17 protein-coding genes are annotated in these 18,840 nt (G+C 53.8%); 9 read left to right on the top strand and 8 right to left on the bottom strand.

The window, feature by feature from the left end; all coding sequences use genetic code 11:
* Window positions 1–128: 128 nt before the first annotated feature.
* A complete protein-coding gene (locus tag OGV80_RS13905) occupies window positions 129–1,499 on the top strand; it encodes a class-II fumarase/aspartase family protein (protein ID WP_286515157.1) in 1,371 nt (456 codons plus the stop codon).
* A 46-nt stretch (window positions 1,500–1,545) separates the two neighbouring features.
* Here OGV80_RS13905 and OGV80_RS13910 read toward each other — a convergent pair whose 3' ends face one another.
* On the bottom strand, window positions 1,546–2,439 hold the full coding sequence (locus OGV80_RS13910) for a MurR/RpiR family transcriptional regulator (RefSeq protein ID WP_080626186.1): 894 nt from the start codon (window positions 2,437–2,439) through the stop codon (window positions 1,546–1,548).
* A gap of 353 nt (window positions 2,440–2,792) precedes the next feature.
* Here OGV80_RS13910 and dcuC point away from each other — a divergent pair, with 353 nt between their 5' ends.
* The 3 genes from dcuC (at window position 2,793) to OGV80_RS13925 (ending at window position 6,337) form a co-directional block, all read left to right on the top strand.
* Window positions 2,793–4,160 (top strand): C4-dicarboxylate transporter DcuC, encoded by a 1,368-nt coding sequence (gene dcuC / locus OGV80_RS13915; protein WP_080626187.1) that lies wholly within the window; start codon window positions 2,793–2,795, stop codon window positions 4,158–4,160.
* Window positions 4,161–4,212: 52 nt separating this feature from the next.
* Window positions 4,213–5,907 carry an NAD-dependent malic enzyme gene (locus OGV80_RS13920; protein WP_286515158.1) on the top strand — a complete coding sequence of 565 codons (1,695 nt, stop codon included), beginning with the start codon at window positions 4,213–4,215 and terminating at the stop codon, window positions 5,905–5,907.
* 85 nt (window positions 5,908–5,992) lie between these two features.
* Window positions 5,993–6,337 carry a nitrous oxide-stimulated promoter family protein gene (locus OGV80_RS13925; RefSeq protein WP_003825888.1) on the top strand — a complete coding sequence of 115 codons (345 nt, stop codon included), beginning with the start codon at window positions 5,993–5,995 and terminating at the stop codon, window positions 6,335–6,337.
* 117 nt (window positions 6,338–6,454) lie between these two features.
* Here OGV80_RS13925 and OGV80_RS13930 read toward each other — a convergent pair whose 3' ends face one another.
* The 7 genes from OGV80_RS13930 to hypA all read right to left on the bottom strand — a co-directional run bounded on the left by OGV80_RS13930 (window position 6,455) and on the right by hypA (window position 12,951).
* On the bottom strand, window positions 6,455–6,883 hold the full coding sequence (locus OGV80_RS13930; RefSeq protein ID WP_003825890.1) for a TOBE domain-containing protein: 429 nt from the start codon (window positions 6,881–6,883) through the stop codon (window positions 6,455–6,457).
* A gap of 44 nt (window positions 6,884–6,927) precedes the next feature.
* Entirely contained in the window at window positions 6,928–9,006 is a 2,079-nt protein-coding gene (flhA, locus tag OGV80_RS13935) for a formate hydrogenlyase transcriptional activator FlhA (RefSeq protein WP_043017346.1), read from the bottom strand.
* A 206-nt stretch (window positions 9,007–9,212) separates the two neighbouring features.
* A complete protein-coding gene (hypE, locus tag OGV80_RS13940) occupies window positions 9,213–10,223 on the bottom strand; it encodes a hydrogenase maturation carbamoyl dehydratase HypE (RefSeq protein ID WP_043017345.1) in 1,011 nt (336 codons plus the stop codon).
* Window positions 10,220–11,341, bottom strand: a complete 1,122-nt coding sequence (gene hypD / locus OGV80_RS13945) for a hydrogenase formation protein HypD (RefSeq protein ID WP_043017344.1) — start codon at window positions 11,339–11,341, stop codon at window positions 10,220–10,222. The genes hypE and hypD overlap by 4 nt, the downstream gene beginning before the upstream one ends.
* Window positions 11,341–11,613, bottom strand: coding sequence for a hydrogenase 3 maturation protein HypC (gene hypC / locus OGV80_RS13950; protein ID WP_003037411.1), 273 nt, complete (start codon window positions 11,611–11,613; stop codon window positions 11,341–11,343). Before hypC ends, hypD begins: the two co-directional genes overlap by 1 nt.
* The gene (hypB, locus tag OGV80_RS13955; RefSeq protein WP_286515159.1) at window positions 11,604–12,476 is read right to left on the bottom strand and encodes a hydrogenase nickel incorporation protein HypB; all 873 of its coding nucleotides are present in this window, start codon (window positions 12,474–12,476) and stop codon (window positions 11,604–11,606) included. Before hypB ends, hypC begins: the two co-directional genes overlap by 10 nt.
* A 103-nt stretch (window positions 12,477–12,579) precedes the next feature.
* Window positions 12,580–12,951 carry a hydrogenase maturation nickel metallochaperone HypA gene (gene hypA, locus OGV80_RS13960; RefSeq protein WP_016154191.1) on the bottom strand — a complete coding sequence of 124 codons (372 nt, stop codon included), beginning with the start codon at window positions 12,949–12,951 and terminating at the stop codon, window positions 12,580–12,582.
* Between the two features lie 198 nt (window positions 12,952–13,149).
* Between hypA and hycA the strand changes: the two genes are divergently transcribed.
* The 5 genes from hycA to hycE all read left to right on the top strand — a co-directional run bounded on the left by hycA (window position 13,150) and on the right by hycE (window position 18,839).
* Window positions 13,150–13,608: a formate hydrogenlyase regulator HycA gene (hycA, locus tag OGV80_RS13965; protein WP_043017342.1), complete on the top strand. Its 459-nt coding sequence runs from the start codon at window positions 13,150–13,152 to the stop codon at window positions 13,606–13,608.
* A 143-nt stretch (window positions 13,609–13,751) separates the two neighbouring features.
* Window positions 13,752–14,363, top strand: coding sequence for a formate hydrogenlyase subunit HycB (hycB, locus tag OGV80_RS13970; RefSeq protein ID WP_043017341.1), 612 nt, complete (start codon window positions 13,752–13,754; stop codon window positions 14,361–14,363).
* Window positions 14,360–16,186, top strand: a complete 1,827-nt coding sequence (hycC, locus tag OGV80_RS13975) for a formate hydrogenlyase subunit 3 (protein WP_200001191.1) — start codon at window positions 14,360–14,362, stop codon at window positions 16,184–16,186. The genes hycB and hycC overlap by 4 nt, the downstream gene beginning before the upstream one ends.
* A gap of 2 nt (window positions 16,187–16,188) precedes the next feature.
* Window positions 16,189–17,112: a respiratory chain complex I subunit 1 family protein gene (locus OGV80_RS13980; protein ID WP_003825914.1), complete on the top strand. Its 924-nt coding sequence runs from the start codon at window positions 16,189–16,191 to the stop codon at window positions 17,110–17,112.
* A gap of 17 nt (window positions 17,113–17,129) precedes the next feature.
* A complete protein-coding gene (hycE, locus tag OGV80_RS13985; protein ID WP_003037393.1) occupies window positions 17,130–18,839 on the top strand; it encodes a formate hydrogenlyase subunit HycE in 1,710 nt (569 codons plus the stop codon).
* Window position 18,840 lies beyond the last annotated feature (1 nt).

An 18,840-nucleotide genomic window follows, 5' to 3' on the forward strand; every position in this document is an offset into this window, starting at 1 on the left:
TATTGCATTCTCATGGCCATTTTTGGGGTGGGAATACTATTTTCCCCTATAATTTGGAAAACAGATCCCGCAAACTTGATTAATCACATTTTCGATTTTGACGCATTCATTGGCCGGAGAGGCGCTGTATGTTCGGTAAGCAAACAACGGTATTTGATTCTGATCTTTATTCTTCATTGTTCACCCAGGGGCGGATGCGGGAAATATGGTCTGACGACAATCTGCTGCGGTGTTGGCTGCGGTTTGAGGCGACTGTCGCTCGCGTGCAAGGCGAGCTGGGGATTATCTCTGAGCAAGCCGCCGTCGAAATTGAAAAAACGTGCAGGGATATACAGATAGATTGGCCGGCCCTGGCGCAGGAAACGCAGACGGTTGGTATGGCGATAAAACCGTTGATCGATCAGATCTCTGCTTGCGGCACACCGTTGGTCAGCCAGTTTCTGCATTGGGGATGTACCACTCAGGACCTGCTGGACTCTGGCATGGCGATGAGACTACAACAAACGCTGCATCTGCTGCGCGAGCAATTACTTGATGTTGGCGAAGCGATGAAAGCGATGGCAATACGTCATACCAGGACGGTGATGGTTGCGCGCACCAATTCGGTGGATGCCTCTGCGACAACATGGGGGCTACATGTTTGCAGTTATCTGGCGGAGGTTAACCGCCATCTGATAAGACTCCAGCAGCTGTACCCGCGCGCGGTCACCGGGCTCTTTGGCGGCGCGGTAGGTAATCTGGCCTCGGTGGGCGAGCAGGGAATGGAAACGCGTGAACGGCTGATGCGAGCGCTGGGTCTGAACGTGCCCTGCGGCATTAATAATGCCAGCCAGGATGCGGTTGTTGAAGTCGTGCAATTTTTTGCCCTTATTCACGGCACGCTGTGTCGTCTGGCCAACGATGTCGAAACAATGGGACGCACGCCGATTGCTGAAGTGCTTGAAGGTGAGGGCGGCGGAGGGTCGAGCACGATGCCGCACAAAGTTAATCCGCGTGCCAGTAACATGATGCAAACGCTGGCAAGGATGGGATGGATGTATGCGTCTGGTGCCCCGGCAATGCTGGATCAACAGGACGTACGGGCTGCCTCAATGAGGGTATTAAACTGGACAATCCTCCCGGAGGCCTCTAATGCTTTATCGACCAGCCTGACACGCGCAAAGAATCTGCTTGCGCATCTCATTATTAATGAAGAGAAGATGCGCGCCAATTTTGACTGTTCGAAGCACTTTATTATGTCGGAATCGCTGACGATGAGGCTTGCCGCCAAAATTGGCAGAGAGTCTGCCTATAACTTAGTTAAAGACCTGCTGAAGCATGCAAACGGTGAGCAATGTTTCATGGAGATTGTCCAGGCTAGCCCGGAAATCCGCGCATCATTATCTGTAGAGGAAATTGCCGACGCCTGCGAGCCGCTGTCATATATCGGAGCGAACGACGCGCTAATCGCTGAAACTATCGCTGAGTTCGATCGCGTGAAAACCGCAGAGAAAGCCTGATGCATCCTGTTGCCAGGAGTGAGAACGCTCCTGGCTGCTGGTGGGTCTAAGTATTGTGGGCTGATGCTGAAAATGTTTCGAAAAAGACGAACAACTCCTCCAGTTGGGCAAAATTCCCTTCGCTATCTCCTTTCTCATACGCCAGATGCAATATGAGTTCGATAAAAAAGAAGCCAAGAATACGGCTTTGAAAAATGGACTGTACGTCGCTGGGAAGAACGAACTGCAGATCGCAGAACTTACCGTAAGGATTCGCCTCTGAGTTGGTAACCAGGACCACGACGGCATTCTTTTTTCTGAACCACTTTGCAATATTGAGCGCTACCCGGTTAAATCGGTAGTAGGAGAACACAATCAAGACATCCTCCTCCTCAATATTGAGGAGGCATTTGGGGAGTTCGCTGATGTCCGTCGGTAACAGGGTGATGTCACTGCGAAAGTACTTAAGCAGTGTACAAAAGTGCGTTGCCATTGCATGAGATGATGAAGGGCCGACAACATAAATATGACGTTGATTGTTCAATACCAGATCAATAAACGCATTAAGACTTTCAATATCGATATTATTTTTAAATTGATTAAATAATTCTGATACTTTGTGGGTGAAATCGGTAACGATACTTTCAGTGGTAATGCTGGGGTTGTTACGTAGTTTGATGTTTTTCTCAAAGGGTGCGGATATTTTATTTTTTGATAGCGTAATGTCTAATGCTTTGCGAAAAGCAGCATAACCCGTAAACCCAATTTTATTTAAAAATCGGCCAATGGTGGCTTTGCTTACCATCGCATTTTGCGAGAGATCAACAATGCCATGATAGGGGAGTTCATTGAAGTGTTTATTAATGTACTCATTAAGTCGGCACTCAGATTCGGTCAGATCACCCATATTAAGAGTAAGTGAGTTATACTCATCCAGACTTAATGTGTTTTTTTTGTACATAGATAACACCCGATGGCTGCTGTATATCAACGTTGTTATAGGGTAATACGCTTTCGACGTCAATCATAGAATGAATATGTTGGAAACCCGCATCCAGCCTTTTCTGAGGGATGCGACCGCATTCAGATGAGTTGCGATCTTACTCACAAAAAGTGGTGGGAAAACACCTTTCCCGTATTTTACAACCACACAACCCATTACAATTATATCTCAATATTTGAGTATGTAATACGTTAAATTTACGTGCATATTATAGCTGCTTATATATAGGTGTGATTTTTTACTATCCTACATAAGCTATGATGATATGTCAGAAAACCCTACCCGATTTGTATGGCATAGGAATTGTTATTATGACGGCGTTTATTATAGCAATAGTGATAACAGTTATTGCTGCATGGTTAATTGTGAAAAACTATCAGCCGCAAACTGTTCTATTACTCGCTGGACTGGCATTATTGACCATTACCGTACTGTTTTATCCTGAAAACAGCATTCTTTATGATAAAGCAAAATCCACGGGGTCAACCTGGCTGGATATCTTTAGTTTTGCAAAAGAATCGCTTACCACACAAATCGCGGGTATTGGTCTTATCATCATGGCGGCGGGTGGATTTGCCAGCTATATGGATCACATTAAAGCGTCGAACGCGATGGTGAATATGTGCATTCGACCGCTGCAGGTGATTAAAGCGCCATACCTGATCCTTGCGTTAGGGTATATCTGCGCACAGCTTCTGCACGTGGCAATTTCAAGTGCGGCAGGTCTGGCAATGTTGCTGCTGGTAACATTCTTCCCGGTCCTGGTACGCCTGGGAGTCAGTAAAGCCTCCGCGGCCGCGATGATCGGTCTGTGCGCGTTTATGGATTTAGGGCCCGCGGTTGGTACGGCGAATCTGGCAGCCAAGCATGCTGGCATGGAAAGCGCTATCTACTTTGCTCATTACCAGATGCCAGTGGCGGTGGTCGTAATGCTGGCCGTGGCGGTGGTGATTTACTTCAGCGCGAAGTATTTCGACAAAAAAGATGGCTTTGTTCCTGGAGCGCAAAGCGTAGCACAAGCGGAAGAAGAAGGCCGTAAGGTGCCCGTCATTTATGCGCTGTTGCCCGTCCTGCCTGTGGTACTGGTGCTGGTCTTTAGCCCTTTGGTTATCAAATCCATCAAAATTGACGTGGTTACAGCAATGATCCTTGGCGCGGTCGTCGCGTTTTTCTTCGAACTGGTGGCTACCCGAGATTTCAAAAGCTGCTGCAAAGGATTACAGGTCTTTTTCAAAGGGATGGGCAGCATGTTTACCAGCATCGTTTCCTTGCTGGTATGTGCGGATATTTATGCCCAGGGGCTGCAGAAAATTGGTGCGGTGGACTACCTGTTGCAGTCCGTGCAAAACGCAGGGCTGGGTTTTACCAGCATGACGCTGGTAATGACCGCGCTGGTGGGCGTCACCGCCGTCCTGACTGGCTCTGGCGTTGCAGCCTTTTTCTCTTTCTCCGGCCTGGCACCTTCGATTGCGGCAAAATTCGGTGAAAACGCTGTCAATATGATCCTGCCAATGCAGTTGATGGCGGGAATGGGGCGTTCAATGTCTCCGGTGGCTGGCATCATTATTGCGGTAAGCAAGGCAGGGGAATGCTCACCGTTTATGATTGTCAGAAGAACGCTGCTTCCAGCGCTGGCCGGTATCGCGGCGATGCTGGTTGCCAACTATGTCCTGATTTGAATCCCGAGAGCCTGTTAATGCAGGCTCTTATTTTTTTATCTGGTTGTAATTTATGGATGGCAACGTGACAAACGATGTTTTATACGTCCCGTTTACGGGGAAGTTACTGCTTGAGTCTCCGTTATTAAACAAGGGAAGTAGCTTCACGCAGCAAGAAAGACATGACTTTAACCTGAGTGGGCTACTGCCTTGTGCGATTGAGAATATTGATGAACAAGCTGAGCGGGCGTATCAACAATATCTTGAGGCTGAATCCCACAGCGCTCGACATATTTACCTGCGTAATATCCAGGATACCAACGAAACTTTATTTTATTACCTGTTGAAAAAGCACCTGCCCGAGATGTTGCCAATCGTTTATACCCCAGTAGTCGGGGCTGCCTGCGAAAAATTCTCCTGGATATATCGTCGGGCGCGTGGTGTCTTTATTTCCTGGCCCGATCGCGATCGTATTGACGATATTTTGCATGATATTCCACGACACGATATCAAGGTCATCGTCGTCACTGATGGTGAGCGCATTCTGGGACTAGGTGACCAGGGCGTTGGCGGTATGGGGATCCCTATCGGGAAACTGTCGCTCTATACCGTCTGTGGCGGGGTTAATCCGGCGAATACGCTACCCATTCTGCTGGATGTCGGTACGAACAATACGCGACTGCTGGACGATCCGCGCTATATCGGCTGGCGTCATCCGCGCATAACTGGCGAAGACTACTTCGCATTCATTGGTATGTTTATTGCTGCCGTAAAACGGCGCTGGCCTAACGTTCTGCTGCAGTTTGAAGATTTCGCCCAGCATACCGCTGTACCGTTACTGGACCGCTATCGCGATGAGCTGTGCTGTTTTAATGATGATATTCAGGGCACGGCGTCGGTGGCTCTGGCGACCGTGGTTGCTGCCTGTCGTGGCAGCGGCCGCGATTTCCGTCAGCAATCGATTGTGATTGTGGGGGCGGGTGCTGCCGGATGTGGGATCGCCCGACATATTATCGCCTGCCGCATCTCTGAAGGAATGAGCCAGGCCGAAGCCCGACGGACCATTTTTATGGTGGATCGCGACGGTCTGGTGATGACCACCAATCATGGATTAGCGGATTTCCAGCAACCGCTGGCGCAGCCTCCTGTGGCCTTATCTGACTGGCTGTATGAGGGGCAGACTCCGTCGTTACTGGAGGTTATCCACAATGCCAAACCTTCGGTGATGCTGGGTGTGTCGGGCCAGGCCGGATTATTTTCGCAGGAGGTGATTAGCACGATGTACCAATACTGCGATCGGCCGATTGTTATGCCGTTGTCGAATCCCACCTCGAGAATGGAAGCGCGGCCAGAAGATATTGTTCGCTGGACCGAGGGACGGGCCATCATCGCGACCGGCAGCCCCTGCGATGCGGTTGAATTCAATGGGTGTTCCATTCCGGTTGCGCAGTGCAATAACGTTTATGTTTTCCCGGCCATCGGTCTGGGGGCTATCGCCAGCGGCGCGGCGCGAATAACAGAAGCCATGTTGATGGCGGCAAGCCGTGCGCTGGCCGATGCTTCTCCGCTGGTGCATAACGGGGAAGGCGCTCTGTTGCCGGAGATTGGGACAATCTGTGACGTGACGCGCCGCATTGCCTTCGAGGTCGGCAAGACGGCGCAGCAGTCAGATGTGGCAGAGAAGATGAGCGACGACGCGCTGTTGCAGAGCATCAACGATAACTTTTGGCTACCGCACTACCGTCCTTATAAACGCAGGGCAATTTAGTCATTCTCGTGGGGAATTGATCTCATGTGATGGTTGCCTTCACTGTTAAGGTGTATTATTTATGCAACTTAATTGTGGAGGCATCATGTCCGGCAAACGTATTGCACGTGAAAAAATGACGATCCAGAGAATGATCTCGCTGTATGAAAGCCAGTGTCCGCAGGCTTCAGACGAGCCGGGGCATTACGATGCGTTGTTTGCCTATGCGCAAAAGCGCCTCGATAAGTGCGTATTTGGTGAGGAAAAACCGGCCTGTAAACAGTGCCCTGTGCACTGTTATCAACCTGCTAAACGCGAAGAGATGAAGCAAATTATGCGTTGGGCTGGACCAAGAATGCTCTGGCGTCATCCGATTCTGACCGTGCGTCATCTGATTGATGACAAACGTCCGGTACCGGAATTGCCAGAGAAATACCAGCGGAAGAAGTAATTCTATGCCGGATGGCGGCGATGCTTTATCTGGCCTACGAGAGCAAGCGCTCCTGCCGCGTAGGCCCGATAAGCACAGCGCTATCGGGCAAACTGGCCATGCGTTGACGAATGGTGATTACGCTTTGGTGGCAATCAGAATGGCTGAGGCTTTGATCAGCGCAACAACGCGGCTTCCCTGGCTCAGTTTCATCTCTTGCTGACTTTCGTTGGTGACGACGGCAACAATCTCAAAGCCTGCGTCAGTTTTGATATGTACCGTGGCGTTGACTGCGCCTTCAGTGACCTGGGAAACGCTACCGGCAAACTGGTTACGGGCGGAGAACTTCAGGCCGCAGTCTTCTGTTGCCAGCGTTACCCACGGCGCTTTAATCAGGGCAATTGCCTCTTTCCCTTTTGCCAGACCCAACGCCTGCTGGCTGCTATGGGTTACAATCGCGACCAGTTTTGCGCCGCCAGCCAGCGTCAGTTCAACTTCATCATTCACTGCGCCCGTAGCGACTGCGCTTACCGTACCGGTTAATTGATTACGTGCTGATACCGCCATACTGCCTCCTTTCGTTGAGATATCACCCAGTATAACCACACTGGCTAAACCAGTGCATCCTTATCAATGCCCAATCGTTTCATGCGTGAGAGTAACGTTGTGCGTTTCAGCCCCAGTCTTTGCGCCGCGCCTTTCGGACCGGCAACGACGCCGTTGGTCTCTTTTAGCACGCGCATTATCAGCTGATATTCATCTTCGCCGTCCTGCGCGACTTCGGTCGCCACTGGTGGGGTGGATGGCGTCAACGCGACAACATCCGGCAGGGACAGTTGCAGCACGTTGCCTCGGGTGAGCAGAACCGCGCGCTCTACCACGTTTTCCAGTTCACGCACGTTACCCGGCCATTCCATATTGCTCAGCGTACGCAGAGCTTCGGCGGGAATACTGTCGATATTGCGCCCCATCCGGCGGGCAATCTTAAAGGTGAAGGCTTTCACCAGTAGCGGAATATCTTCCGGGCGCTCACGCAGCGGCGGCAGATGGATCGGGAAGACGTTCAGCCGATAGTAGAGATCGTTACGAAACTCGCGATCGGCGACCATCTTTTTCAGATCGCGGTTGGTGGCGGCGATCAAGCGAACGTCGGTCTGGATCAGCTTATTGCTGCCCAGACGTTCAAACTCCTGCTCCTGCAGAACGCGCAGCAGCTTCGGCTGAAGTTCCAGCGGCATGTCGCCAACTTCGTCGAGGAACAACGAACTTTTGTCCGCCAGTTCGAAACGCCCAATCCGCTGCGTGCTGGCCCCGGTAAACGCGCCGCGCTCATGGCCAAACAGATCGCTTTCCAGCAATCCGGCAGGCATTGCCGCGCAGTTCATTTTCACCATTCGGCGGGCGTTGCGTCCGCTCAGGTTGTGAATTGCCCGCGCGATCAGCTCCTTACCCGTTCCGGTTTCACCCAGAATCAGGACGGTGCTGTCGCTTTGCGCCACCATTTCGACCTGCTTGAGTACGCTGTACATCGCTTCGCTGCGGCCAATGATTTCGCCGAACTCACTCTCCACGTTGTTGAGTTGTTCCGTCAACGCCAGGTTTTCGTCGACCAGACGTTCCTTCAGGCGGTGGATCTCCTGGTAGGCGAGGGCGTTATCTACGGCGATCGCCACGCGTTCGGCGATTTGACGCAGTAGTTTTAGGTTGGCGGTGGTGAACACTTTCTCTTCGCACTGCGCCAGCTTCAGTACGCCGAGCATAGTATTGCCGGACATCAGCGGCAGCAGGCACAGAGTCTGTAGCTGGTTGCCCCAGGTTTCGAACAGCATCCGTTCGTAAGGAGCAAGGGTATCGCGTTCACTCAGGTTAATCAGCAGCATCTCTTTGCTTTTGAAGACCCGTTCAGAGAGTGTGCCTGCTTCGTCCACCTCACTTTGTTCGTGCGCCGGATGATGTTCATCCAGATAATGGGTGGAATAAATGCTGAGTTTATTCTTGCGATCGCTGCGTAACACGATGCTGATAGCATCAATGTCGAAGTAGTGATGGATCTCCTTGGCGACTTCGCTAACCAGTTCATCAATGTCGAGACGCGAGAGCACCGCATTGGTGATGGCGACCAGGATGCGAAAGTTGTCGCGCTCGCGGCACAGTAAATCGTAATCGACGTTGTTGCTGACCCTGCTTTGAATTTGTTCAGCAACAACGCCGACTATTTGCGTGAAGGTCTGCAGCCGGTTGTACTCTTTTTCACTCCACGGCCGATCTTCATTACGGATGAATTCGCAGCCGCCAAAGATTCGCCCATCTGCCGCCAGCGGCAACAGACAGTAGTGGCCAAATTCAGAATACAGCCCGCCTGAGGCCAGTTGCGGCCAGGTTTCCGTAAACTCATGATAGTTGCAGTGCAGCGCATCGGGGCGAGACAAAATACGGCGTACCGGGCCATGCGCCAGCACCGTTTCGTCTTCATAATCGATGGGTTTACCATTTTCACGCGTCGCAAAATAACGCGCACGCTGCGTTTGTGCCTGCCACAAGACAATAGCCGCACAGTCGGCCAGCGCTGAACGCTTGACCAGCTGCGAAAGCGCCTCGCTGAGAGACGGGAGATCGGGCTGCTGTAATAATGTACGAGTAATATCGAACAGGCCTTGCTGTCCAAGGTCACTCATCGGTGTATACGACATATTGCTTTTCCAGGAAAAGCACCGCAGAACGGTGCGAAAACGGTAAATGAATTATAGGTATAAGTCGTAATTTATTGCCGGATTGGTCCGGCTACACGAACCGTAGGCCCGATCGGCAAAGCGCCATCAGGCGAAAATGCATCGTTAATGCCGGATGTCGACGCAAATGTGTCTTATCCGGCCTACAGCTTGCTGCCAACCGGCTATTAGCATATACGAGGCAATGGCTCGGCGTGTGGTAAATCGAGGGTTCGTTTCACGCCGTAGAGTCCGGCAAGACGTACACCTTTGCGTTCCACCACTTCACCAATCATTGCGGCATCGCGCCCTAACGGATGCGCGCGCAGCGCGGCAAGCGCCGTTTCAGCCGCCTGGCGCTCAACGGCAATCACCAGCTTGCCCTCGTTAGCAAAGTTGAGCGCATCCAGACCCAGCAGTTCGCAAACGCCGCGCACCGCGGGCTTCACGGGCAGGGCCGCTTCAGACAGCTCAATACCAAATCCGCATGAGGCGGCAAATTCATGCGTTACCGCATTCACGCCGCCACGGGTCGCGTCACGCAGCGCCTTCACGCCGGGAATATCACGTAGCGTCTGGATAAGCGGCGTTAATACCGCGCAGTCGCTGACCAGTTCACCATCAAGACCCAACTGTTCGCGCAGGTTAAGGATAGTTGCGCCGTGATCGCCAAGCGTACCGCTGACCAGCAGCACATCGCCCGGGCTGAGGGTCTGTGCCCCCCAGTGGATGTTGGCGGGGATCGCCCCCATTCCGGCGGTGTTGATGAACAGCTTGTCTGCTGCGCCGCGCTGCACGACTTTGGTATCGCCGGTTACGATGGCGATGCCCGCTTCGCGCGCGGTTGCTGCCATGCTGTTAACGACGGTTTTCAGCGTCTCCATCGGCAGACCCTCTTCGAGGATAAAACCACAGGAGAGGTAGCGCGGGATTGCGCCGCTGACCGCTACGTCGTTAGCCGTACCGCAAATAGCCAGCTTGCCGATATTGCCGCCCGGGAAGAACAACGGATCGATAACATAGCTGTCGGTTGAAAATGCCAGACGATCGCCTTCTGCCACCAGCTGCGCCAGTTCCAGACGTGCCTGATCCTCTTGTTCTGCCAGCCACGGATTAGCAAAAGCTTCCATAAACAGACTGTTGATCAACTGCTGCATAGCCTGACCGCCGCTACCGTGGGCGAGTTGTACGCTGTTCATGCTTCACACTCCTGCTGACGATACTGATACCAGGCGGCACATGCGCCTTCTGAGGAGACCATCAGGGCGCCAAACGCGGTCTCCGGGTTACAGGTTTTGCCAAATAGCGGGCACTGATGCGGTTTGCATCGGCCGGTCAATACCTCTCCGCAACGGGCGCGCGGATCGTCATACACCTGCTGCGGCGCTGGCTGGAAATGCGCTTCGGCATCAAAACGCTGATAGTCTGGCGTCAGGTGAACGCCAGAGGATTCAATTACGCCCAGGCCGCGCCATTCACTGTCGCCATTGACGCAGAACACGTCGGCGATAGCCTTTTGCGCTAACGCGTTACCGGCGTCCGGCACCACGCGGCGGTACTGGTTTTCGACCTGACTATGCTCGGCAATCTTCTGTTCAATCAACATCACCACGCCCTGCAGCAAATCGAGCGGTTCGAAACCGGCGACCACTAACGGACGATGGAAGTCTGACGCAATGAAGTTATAGGCATCGGTACCAATCACCATGCTGACGTGGCCTGGCGCTAAAAAGGCGTCGATGCCGTTGTCCGGCTGCTCCAGCAGACTGCGCAGCGTAGGAATAAGCGTGATGTGCTGGCAGAAAAAGTAAAAGTTCTGCACGTTACGCTGTTTTGCCTGCTGCAGGGTGATGGCGGTGGTTGGCATTGTGGTTTCAAAACCCAGGCCAAAGAACACTACCTTACGCGTTGGGTTTTCCTGCGCCAGCTTCAGCGCATCCATCGGTGAATAGACGATGCGGATATCTGCGCCGCGTGCTTTGGCTTGTAGCAAAGAACCTTGTTTACCCGGGACGCGCATCGCATCGCCAAAGGTGCAGAAAATCACTTCTGGATGGCTGGCGATTTCAACACAGCTGTCGATTCTGCCCATCGGCAGAACGCAAACCGGGCAGCCTGGTCCATGAATAAACTCGACATTTTCAGGCAATAACTGGTCGAGACCGAACTTGAAGATAGCGTGGGTATGACCACCACAAACTTCCATGATGCGCAGCGGGCGTTCAGCCGTGTAGGGGAGGAGTGCGGCACGTTCACACAGGTGCTCTATCAACTGCATCACCTGTTCTGGTGCGCGGTATTCGTCAACAAAACGCATTATTTTTCCTCGCCATACAGCAATGCGCCGACATCCGGCTCAACGTCAAACATATTTTGCAGCGCGTCGAGCGTGTCGCGCGCTTCAGCTTCATTAATGATGCTCATGGCAAAACCGACGTGGACCAGTACCCACTGACCCAGACGAGGTTGACCATGTTCATCGCAGCTTCCGACCAGCGTCAGGTCGACGTCACGCTGAATACCGCAAACGTCGACTTTAGCCTGGTTGCCATCAATGGTGCGGATTTGACCCGGAACACCTATGCACATCGCTGCGCCTCCAGCCAGGAGAGCCATTGATCCATGCCTTCGCCGCTGGTGGCAGAAATCAGGATAATCTCAATTTCCGGGTTCACTTCCCGGGCGCTGGCGATGCACTTCTCTACGTCAAAATTGAGGTACGGCAGTAGATCCACTTTGTTGAGCAGCATCAGCGATGCGGCGGCAAACATATGCGGGTATTTCAGCGGTTTGTCTTCACCTTCGGTTACTGAAAGCACGGCCACTTTATGGCGCTCGCCGAGGTCGAAGCTGGCCGGGCAGACCAGGTTGCCGACGTTTTCAATGAACAGAATACCGTTATCGTCAAGCGGCAAACGCGGCGCGGCGTCAGCAATCATTTGTGCGTCGAGGTGACAGCCTTTACCGGTGTTGACCTGAATGGCTGGGGTGCCTGTGGCGCGAATACGGGCGGCATCATTAACCGTCTGCTGGTCGCCTTCAATCACGGCGCACGGCACGCTGTCTTTAAGCTTCATCAGCGTTTCGGTCAGTAGCGTGGTTTTACCGGAGCCAGGGCTTGAGACAAGGTTCAGCACCAGATGTTGACGGGCAGCAAAGCGGGCGCGGTTGCGCTCGGCCAGACGGTTGTTTTTGTCCAGCACGTCAATTTCCACTTCCAGCATCCGACGCTGGCTCATGCCTGGCGCGTGGGTGCCTGCTTCTCCGTGACCGTAGTGCAAATCGCCTTCTTCGGTCTGGCTTGGCGTGAAACTGGAGGTCTTCACACCGGTTATGTTCAGCGCCGGACGAGCTGCCGGGGCAAATGGCGCGCTGCGAAACGCCGAGTGGGGATTATGCTCATCACCCTCTATATAAAGGTTGCCTTCAGCGCAACCACATGTCGTACACATCGCTCACTCCTGATCTTTATCTTGCGGTATATCTGTTGCCGGATGGCGGCTTCGTCTTTTCCGGCCAACAACTCAGGCCATTCCTGTAGGCCGGACAAGACGCTTAGGCGTCGGCATCCGGCGCTGGAGTTTCATCTATTTCAATACGTCGAATCTGTAAGCCGTCATCGGCCACAATTCTCAGCATATCGCTGTTGCATTGCGGACATCTGCGCACGCGTTGCGTCAGTAAGGTGACGTATTGCTGACAAGATTCGCACCAACATTCGGCTTCTTGTTCTTCGAGGTGGAGTTTACAACCTTCTGCAAGGGTCCCGCGGCATACCAGATCAAAACAAAAGGCGAGAGCGCTGGTTTCTACGCAAGAAAATGCGCCAATTTTGAGCCAGACCCCAGTTACTCGCTGAGCACCGTATTGCGTGGCCTGTTGTTCAATCAATTCCAGTGCCCGTTGGCAGAGGGTTATTTCGTGCATACCGCCTCCTGTGAAGTTGCGATATTAAAAGCAATAAACATGCCAGGTTGAAATTTCCCGCGAGTGACAATGACGACGATGACGAAATGACACGTCGTCACCGGGTTTATGTTTTTTATCTATATGAAAATAAAGAATTTTAATTTTGGCATGAAATGTGCTTAAGGGTGTTCATCTCTGCTAAACGGGTAACCTGACATGACTATTTGGGAAATAAGCGAAAAAGCCGATTACATCGCTGAACGGCACCGTCGCCTACAGGACCAGTGGCGTATTTACTGTAACTCGCTGGTTCAGGGGATCACCCTGTCAAAAGCGCGTTTGCATCATGCAATGAGCTGCGCACCGGACAAGGATCTCTGCTTCGTCCTTTTTGAACACTTCACTATCTACGTCACGCTGGCGGACGGCTTTAACAGCCACACCATCGAATACTACGTTGAAACGAAAGATGGTGATGATAAACAACTGATTGCACGGGCAGAGTTGACCATCGACGGTAAAGTCGATGAGCGTATCAGCAACCGCGATCGCGAGCAGGTGCTGGAGCACTATCTCGAAAAAATCGCCACCGTCTACGACAGCCTCTACACCGCGGTTGAGAACAATATGCCGGTGAATTTAAGCCAACTGGTTGAGGGACACAGCCCGGCTTAAGCCTCGGGTGCTGCCCACTTTTGTCATGATGCGCTTTCATATTGCGTCACGACAGTTTAGGGAATGGGCATGTCGAAAAATGTCGAAATGACATTTACCAGACATGTTTTCGTCAAAAATGACTATCACCTGAGGAATGCCTGGTGAATCGTTTTGTAATTGCTGACTCCACTCTTTGTATCGGCTGCCACACCTGTGAAGCCGCCTGCTCAGAGACACATCGCCAGCATGGCCTGCAGTCAATGCCGCGCCTGAAAGTGATGTTAAATGAAAAAGAATCCGCCCCGCAGCTTTGCCACCAGTGTGAAGATGCGCCTTGCGCCACCGTTTGTCCGGTTAATGCGATTAATCGCGTTGATGGTGCCGTGCAACTGAATGAAAGCCTGTGCGTAAGCTGCAAACTGTGCGGGATTGCTTGTCCGTTTGGCGCAATTGAGTTTTCCGGTAGCCGTCCGCTGCATATCCCGGCAAACGCCAATACGCCAAAAGCGCCTCCGGCTCCGCCAGCGCCTGCCCGCGTGAGCACGCTGCTGGATTGGGTTCCGGGCGTTCGCGCCATCGCGGTGAAATGCGATCTGTGCAGTTTTGATGAGCTTGGTCCGGCCTGTGTACGCATGTGCCCAACCAAAGCCCTGCATCTGGTGAGCAACATGGATATCGCCCGCGCCAGCAAACGTAAGCGTGAGCTGACTTTCAATACCGATTTCGGCGATCTCACCTTGTTTCAGCAGGCTCAGAGTGGAGATGCAAAATGAGCGCAATTTCACTAATTAACAGCGGCGTGGCCTGGTTTACAGCGGCTGCGGTTCTGGCATTTCTGTTTTCGTTTCATAAACCGCTGAGCGGCTGGATTGCCGGGGTTGGCGGTGCGGTGGGCAGCCTGTGTACGGCGGCTGCGGGGTTTCTCGTACTGACCCGCGCCGTTGCGATTAGCGGCGTGATGCCGTTTATCGGCCACAGTCTGCAAGTCACGCCGCTGAACGCTATCTGGCTGATTACGCTGGGCCTGTGCGGCCTGTTTGTCAGCCTGTACAACATTGACTGGCATCGTCATCCGCAGGTGAAAGCTAACGGCCTACTGGTGAATTTGCTGATGGCCGCGGCGGTATGTGCGGTGGTTGCCAGCAACCTCGGTACGCTGGTGGTGATGGCGGAAATCATGGCGCTGTGTGCCGTGTTCCTCACCGGATGCAGTAAAGAAGGCAAACTGTGGTTTGCGTTGGGGCGTATTGGTACGCTGCTGCTGGCGGTCGCCTGCTACCTGGTGTGGCAACGTTACGGCACGCTGGAGCTGCGTCTGCTAGACCTGCGCACCCAGGAACTGCCGCTCGGATCTGACATCTGGCTGCTGGGCGTGGCAGGTTTTGGCCTGCTGGCCGGGATTATTCCGCTCCACGGTTGGGTGCCACAGGCACACGCCAATGCCAGCGCACCGGCTGCTGCGCTGTTCTCTACCGTCGTCATGAAGGTTGGTCTGCTGGGTATTCTCTCCCTGTCGCTGCTGGGCGGTAACGCGCCGCTGTGGTGGGGGATTACGCTGCTGGTGCTGGGCATGATCACCGCGTTTGTTGGCGGTCTGTATGCGCTGATGGAACACAATATCCAGCGCCTGCTGGCGTACCACACGCTAGAAAACATCGGCATTATTCTGCTGGGTCTGGGCGCTGGCGTGACCGGAATCTCCCTGAATCAACCGGCACTGATTGCGCTGGGTTTGACCGGCGGTCTGTACCACCTGGTAAACCACAGCCTGTTCAAAAGCGTTCTGTTCCTGGGCGCAGGCAGCATCTGGTTCCGTACCGGTCATCGTGATATCGAAAAACTGGGCGGTATCGGTAAACGTATGCCGGTTATCTCGCTGGCGATGCTGGTTGGTCTGATGGCGATGGCCGCACTGCCGCCGCTGAACGGTTTTGCCGGTGAGTGGGTTATCTACCAATCCTTCTTTAAGCTTGGCAACAGCGGCGCGTTTGTCGGTAGCCTGTTAGGACCGTTGCTGGCGGTAGGGCTGGCAATTACCGGCGCGCTGGCGGTGATGTGTATGGCGAAAGTCTATGGCGTTACGTTCCTTGGCGCACCGCGCACTAAGGAAGCTGAAAATGCCTGCTGCGCGCCAATCCTGATGGGAGTGAGCGTCGTCGCGCTGGCTATCTGCTGCGTGATTGGCGGCGTTGCTGCGCCGTGGCTGCTGCCGATGATCTCCTCTGCCGTTCCGCTGCCGTTGGAAACCGCGAACACCACCGTTTCTCAGCCAATGATCACGCTGCTGCTGATCGCGTGTCCGCTGCTGCCGTTCATCATCATGGCCATTTTCAAAGGCAACCGTCTGCCGTCGCGTTCACGCGGTGCGGCATGGGTGTGTGGTTACGATCACGAGCAGTCAATGGTGATTACCGCGCACGGTTTTGCCATGCCGGTGAAAGAAGCCTTTGCCCCGGTACTCAAACTGCGTAAATGGCTGAACCCGGTATCACTGGTTCCGGGCTGGCAGAATGCGGCTGCACCGGTGCTGTTCCGTCGCCTGGCGCTGATTGAGCTGGCGGTGCTGGTGGTGATTGTGGTTTCACGAGGAGCCTGAGAATGAGTGTTTTATATCCGTTAATTCAGGCGCTGGTGCTGTTTGCCGTTGCGCCGCTGCTGTCCGGTGTTACCCGCGTGGCGCGTGCGCGTTTGCACAATCGCCGCGGTCCGGGCGTTTTGCAGGAATACCGCGACATTATCAAACTGCTGGGCCGTCAGAGCATTGCGCCTGCGGATTCCAGCTGGGTTTTCCGCCTGACGCCGTTTGTGATGGTGGGCGTGATGCTGACTATCGCCACTGCGTTGCCGGTAGTGACCGTTGGCTCGCCGCTGCCACAACTGGGCGATCTGATCACCTTAATTTACCTGTTCGCCATCGCCCGTTTCTTCTTCTCTATCGCGGGACTGGATACCGGTAGCCCGTTTACCGCCATTGGCGCCAGCCGTGAAGCGATGCTCGGCGTGCTGGTTGAACCTATCCTGCTGCTGGGGCTGTGGGTAGCGGCACAGGTTGCGGGTTCAACCCATATCAGCAATATCGCCGATACCATTTATCACTGGCCTGCTGCGCGCAGCATTCCGCTGATTCTGGCACTGTGCGCCTGTGCTTTCGCCACCTTTATCGAAATGGGCAAACTGCCGTTCGATCTGGCGGAAGCAGAGCAGGAGCTGCAGGAAGGTCCATTGACCGAATACAGCGGCAGCGGTTTTGCCGTGCTGAAGTGGGGCATTAGCCTCAAACAGCTGGTCGTTCTGCAAATGTTCGTTGGCGTGTTCCTGCCGTGGGGACAGATGGAAACCTTCACCGCCGGTGGACTGCTGCTGGCGCTGGTGATTGCCGTCGTCAAGCTGGTCCTCGGCGTGCTGGTCATCGCCCTGTTCGAAAACAGCATGGCGCGTCTGCGTTTTTGCGCCACTTCACGCGTGACCTGGGCCGGTTTTGGGTTTGCGTTTTTAGCGTTCGTCTCCTTGCTGGTGGCGTGATTTAAGAGAGTTTGAGCATGTCTGAAGAAAAATTAGGTCAACAATATCTCGCTGCGCTGCACCAGGCCTTTCCGGGCGTGGTGCTGGATGAAGCCTGGCAGACCAAAGATCAGCTGACGATCACCGTCAAGGTGAACTACCTGCCGGAAGTGGTGGAGTTCCTGTACTACAAACAGGGCGGCTGGTTATCCGTGCTGTTTGGTAACGACGAACGTCAGCTGTGCGGTCATTACGCCGTTTATTACGTGATGTCGATGGAGCAGGGCACCAAGTGCTGGATAACCGTCCGCGTTGAGGTCGATGCCAATAAGCTGGAGTTTCCGTCCGTCACGCCGCGCGTTCCGGCTGCAGTCTGGGGCGAGCGCGAAGTGCGCGATATGTACGGTTTGATCCCGGTAGGTTTACCGGATGAACGTCGTCTGGTACTGCCGGATGACTGGCCGGACGAACTCTACCCACTGCGTAAAGACAGTATGGATTATCGTCAGCGCCCGGCCCCAACCACCGATGCCGAAACCTACGAGTTCATCAACGAACTGGGCGACAAGAAAAACAACGTGGTGCCAATTGGTCCGCTGCACGTCACCTCCGATGAACCCGGTCACTTCCGCCTGTTCGTTGACGGCGAGAACATCATCGACGCCGACTACCGTCTGTTCTATGTTCACCGCGGCATGGAGAAACTGGCGGAAACCCGTATGGGTTATAACGAAGTCACGTTCCTGTCGGATCGCGTGTGCGGTATCTGTGGTTTTGCGCATAGCACCGCTTATACCACCTCCGTTGAGAATGCGATGGGCATCGTGGTGCCGGAACGTGCGCAGATGATACGCGCCATTCTGCTGGAAGTTGAGCGTCTGCACTCGCACCTGCTGAACCTCGGCCTGGCCTGTCACTTCACCGGTTTTGACTCCGGCTTTATGCAGTTCTTCCGCGTGCGTGAAACGTCGATGAAGATGGCGGAGATCCTCACTGGGGCACGTAAAACCTACGGTTTGAACCTGATCGGCGGTATTCGTCGTGACCTGCTGAAAGAAGATATGATCCAGACCCGTCAACTGGCGCAGCAGATGCGTCGTGACGTGCAGGAACTGGTCGATATGCTGCTCAGCACGCCGAACATGGAACAGCGTACGGTTGGTATTGGTCGTCTGGATCCGGAAATTGCCCGTGACTTCAGTAACGTCGGCCCGATGGTTCGCGCCAGCGGCCACGCACGTGACACCCGCGCCGATCACCCGTTTGTCGGTTATGGTCTGCTGCCGATGGAAGTTCACAGCGAGCAGGGCTGCGACGTTATTTCTCGCCTGAAAGTCCGTATCAATGAAGTCTACACCGCGCTGAATATGATCGACTTTGGTCTGGATAACCTGCCGGGCGGCCCGCTGATGGTGGAAGGCTTTACCTATATTCCTCACCGTTTCGCACTGGGCTTTGCTGAAGCGCCGCGTGGAGATGACATCCACTGGAGCATGACCGGCGACAACCAGAAACTGTATCGCTGGCGCTGCCGTGCGGCGACTTACGCCAACTGGCCGACGCTGCGCTACATGCTGCGTGGCAATACCGTTTCCGATGCCCCGCTGATTATCGGTAGCCTCGACCCTTGCTACTCCTGTACTGACCGTATGACCGTGGTTGATGTGCGTAAGAAGAAGAGCAAAGTCGTGCCGTACAAAGAACTTGAGCGCTACAGCATCGAGCGTAAAAACTCGCCGCTGAAATAAG

Source organism: Citrobacter sp. Ce119 (assembly GCF_030334525.1).
GTDB lineage: Bacteria > Pseudomonadota > Gammaproteobacteria > Enterobacterales > Enterobacteriaceae > Citrobacter > Citrobacter europaeus.